This window comes from Clostridium sp. MCC344 (genome assembly GCF_018785365.1).
Lineage (GTDB): Bacteria > Bacillota > Clostridia > Lachnospirales > Lachnospiraceae > Pilosibacter.
Genome location: NZ_WQPQ01000098.1, coordinates 1 through 2,982, shown reverse-complemented (window position 1 = coordinate 2,982; position 2,982 = coordinate 1). Strand labels below are relative to the sequence as shown.

General features: G+C 56.5%; 2 protein-coding genes. Both read left to right on the top strand.

The window, feature by feature from the left end:
- The coding region (locus GPK90_RS17905) for a PrgI family protein (RefSeq protein WP_252197588.1) at positions 1–318 on the top strand (318 nt) is incomplete at its 5' end.
- Complete coding sequence (locus GPK90_RS17900) at positions 236–2,665, top strand: VirB4-like conjugal transfer ATPase, CD1110 family (RefSeq protein ID WP_379694190.1); 2,430 nt, start codon at positions 236–238, stop codon at positions 2,663–2,665. The genes GPK90_RS17905 and GPK90_RS17900, both read left to right, overlap by 83 nt.
- Positions 2,666–2,982 lie beyond the last annotated feature (317 nt).

Sequence of the window (2,982 nt, the reverse complement as noted above, 5' to 3'; positions counted from 1 at the left end):
CGCCAGCTTGTTTGTTTTTCCAGCGCGGCGGCGGTGGGCCTCCCGGCTTACCTGTTTTCCCGTGGCAGTATCGGGAACAGTGCCGCCATGTTCCTGATGATCGGCCTCATGCTCCCGTTCTTCTTTCTGGCTATGTATGAACGAGACGGTCTGCCGCTGGAAAAAGTGCTGAAAAACATCATCCGCACCCAGTTCCTCTATCCCCGTGTGCGGCCTTACAAAACCGAAAACTTCTATGCGCTGCTTAGCGCCAGAAAGGAGGCGCAGCCGATTGCGAAACAGCAGAAGGGCCGGAAAGCCCGCAGGCAGAAAGCCTGAAAAGCAGGGCCTTACCGGCCTGTTCACGAAAGGAAAGAACATTCCCACCACCGCCCAGCAGACCCTCCCTTACCGGGAAATGTACCGGGACGGGGTGTGCCGGGTAGCGGACCGCTATTACACCAAAACCATTGAATACGAGGACATCAACTACCAGCTCGCACAGTCCGAAGATCAGGCAGCCATCTTTGACGGGTGGAGCGCCTGCCTCAACTACTTTGACAGCAGTCTTCCGTTCCAGCTTTCCTTCCTCAACCACCGGAGCCGCCCGGGCAGCCGGTACAGCGTGAACATCCCCATGCAGGACGATGATTACAACAGCGTCCGGTGTGAGTATGTGGAAATGCTGGAAAACCAGATCGCCAAAAGCAACAACGGCATTGTCCGCACAAAGCTCCTGACCTTCGGCGTGAATGTGGACGACCTTTCCACCGCCAGGGCAAGGCTGGAACGTGTAGAGGCGGACATTTGCGGGAACTTCAAAAAGCTGGGCGTCAAGTGCCGTTCCCTTTCGGGGCTGGAACGGCTGGAGCTTCTTCACGGGCAACTCCACCCCGGCAGCGGCTCCCCCTTCCGGTTTTCATGGGATATGATCCCCAAAACCGGGCTTTCCACCAAAGACTTTATCGCCCCGGACAGTTTCGATTTTCGTTTCAGCCGTCTGTTCCGGGTGGGGACGACCTGGGGCGCTGCCTCCTATTTGCAGATTTTGGCTTCGGAGCTATCGGACAAGCTGCTGGCGGAGCTTTTGGAAATGGATGCGGAAATGACGATCACGCTCCATATCCAGACCGTCGATCAGGCCGCCGCCGTGAAATCCATCAAGGCCAAAGTCTCCGACATTGACAAGATGAAGGTGGAGGAACAGAAGAAAGCCGCCCGGGCCGGATATGACATGGACATACTCCCGCCCGACCTTGTGACGTACAGCAACGACGCAAAGACCCTCTTGGAAGATTTGCAGAGCCGGAACGAGCGAATGTTCCTGCTGACCTTCCTTGTGGTGAACATGGCCCCGACCCGTCGGGAGTTGGACAATGACCTGTTCACGGTGTCAGGTATCGTTCAGAAATACAACTGCACCTTGAAGCGGCTGGACTTCCAGCAGGAGGACGGTTTCCTTTCCAGCCTGCCGCTGGGCCATAACGGCATTGAAATCAAGCGCGGCATGACCACCAGCTCCACGGCTATTTTCGTTCCCTTTATGACGCAGGAGCTCCGCATGGACGGCGAGGCCGTCTATTACGGGCTCAACGCTCTTTCCCATAACGTCATCATGGCAAACCGGAAAAAGCTCAAAAACCCCAACGGCCTGTTCCTCGGCGTGCCGGGCTCCGGCAAATCCTTTGCCGCAAAGCGGGAGCTTGTGAACGTGTTCCTTGCCACCCGTGACCGGATCATTGTGGTTGACCCGATGGGCGAATACTCGCCCCTTATCAAGCGGCTGGGCGGACAGGTCATCGAGATTGCCCCGGACAGCCCCCACCACATCAATCCGATGGACATTGATTTGAGCTTCGACGAGGAAAACCCGATGGCGCTGAAAGCCGACTTTATCCTGTCACTGATGGAGCTGATCGTTGGCGGCAAGGATGGCTTGCAGCCGGTGGAGCGTACCGTTATTGACCGTTGTGTGCGCCAGATGTACCGGGAACACTTGCAGGACCCGGAAACAAGCAAAATGCCGACCCTCCAAACCCTGTATGACCTGCTCTGTTCCCAGCCGGAGGGCGAGGCGGTACGGCTGGCAACTGCCCTTGAAATCTATGTGTCGGGTTCCCTTAACGTGTTCAACCATGAAACCAATGTGGACCTGAACCGCCGTCTGGTATGCCTTGACTTAAAAAAGCTGGGTGCCGGGCTTCGGACGATTGCCATGCTCATTATGCAGGACTTGGTAAACTCGCAGGTGTCCATGAATTTCCTGCGCGGTATCGCTACATGGTGCTACTTCGACGAGTTCCATGTGCTGCTCCGTGACCGGCTGACGGCAAGCTACTGTGTGGCGATCTGGAAAATGCTGCGAAAAAAAGGGTGCGTTCCCAGTGCTTTAACGCAGAACGTGAAGGATTTTCTGGCAAGCCCGGAGATCGAGAACATCTTTGAAAACTCGGACTTCCTTGTGCTTCTCTCGCAGGCACAGGGCGACCGGCAGATTTTAGCCAAACAGCTTGGGATCAGCCCCCATCAGCTTTCCTATGTGACCCATACCAATTCCGGCGAAGGGCTGCTGTTCTTCGGGAATACCACCATCCCGTTTGTTGACCGCTTCCCGCAGAATACCGAGCTGTACGCCATTATGACCACCCGCCCGGAGGACAAAAAACAGGAAATGAACCGGGCATAACACACTTCGGGCCATGATGGCCCGAGGTTTGGAAAGGAGGGATACATCATCGGAAAGAAACCGGATAAACGGAATTTTCAAAGGCCGGAGCCGACGGAGGATACCGGGGGCAATCGCCCCGGACCGGCTGAACGGGAAGGACCTTCCCCCGCACCATCCCGGCGTCTGCGGTTTGAGGACGAGGATACCGGACAGGACAGCCCTTCGGGCCATGATGGCCTGAAGTCCAAAAGCGGCAAGTTTCAAGAGGACAGCCGGAAAAGCCGTCCCTCTGACCGCATGAGGCAGGAAGATGAAGCGGGCGGGCCGCAGGATAC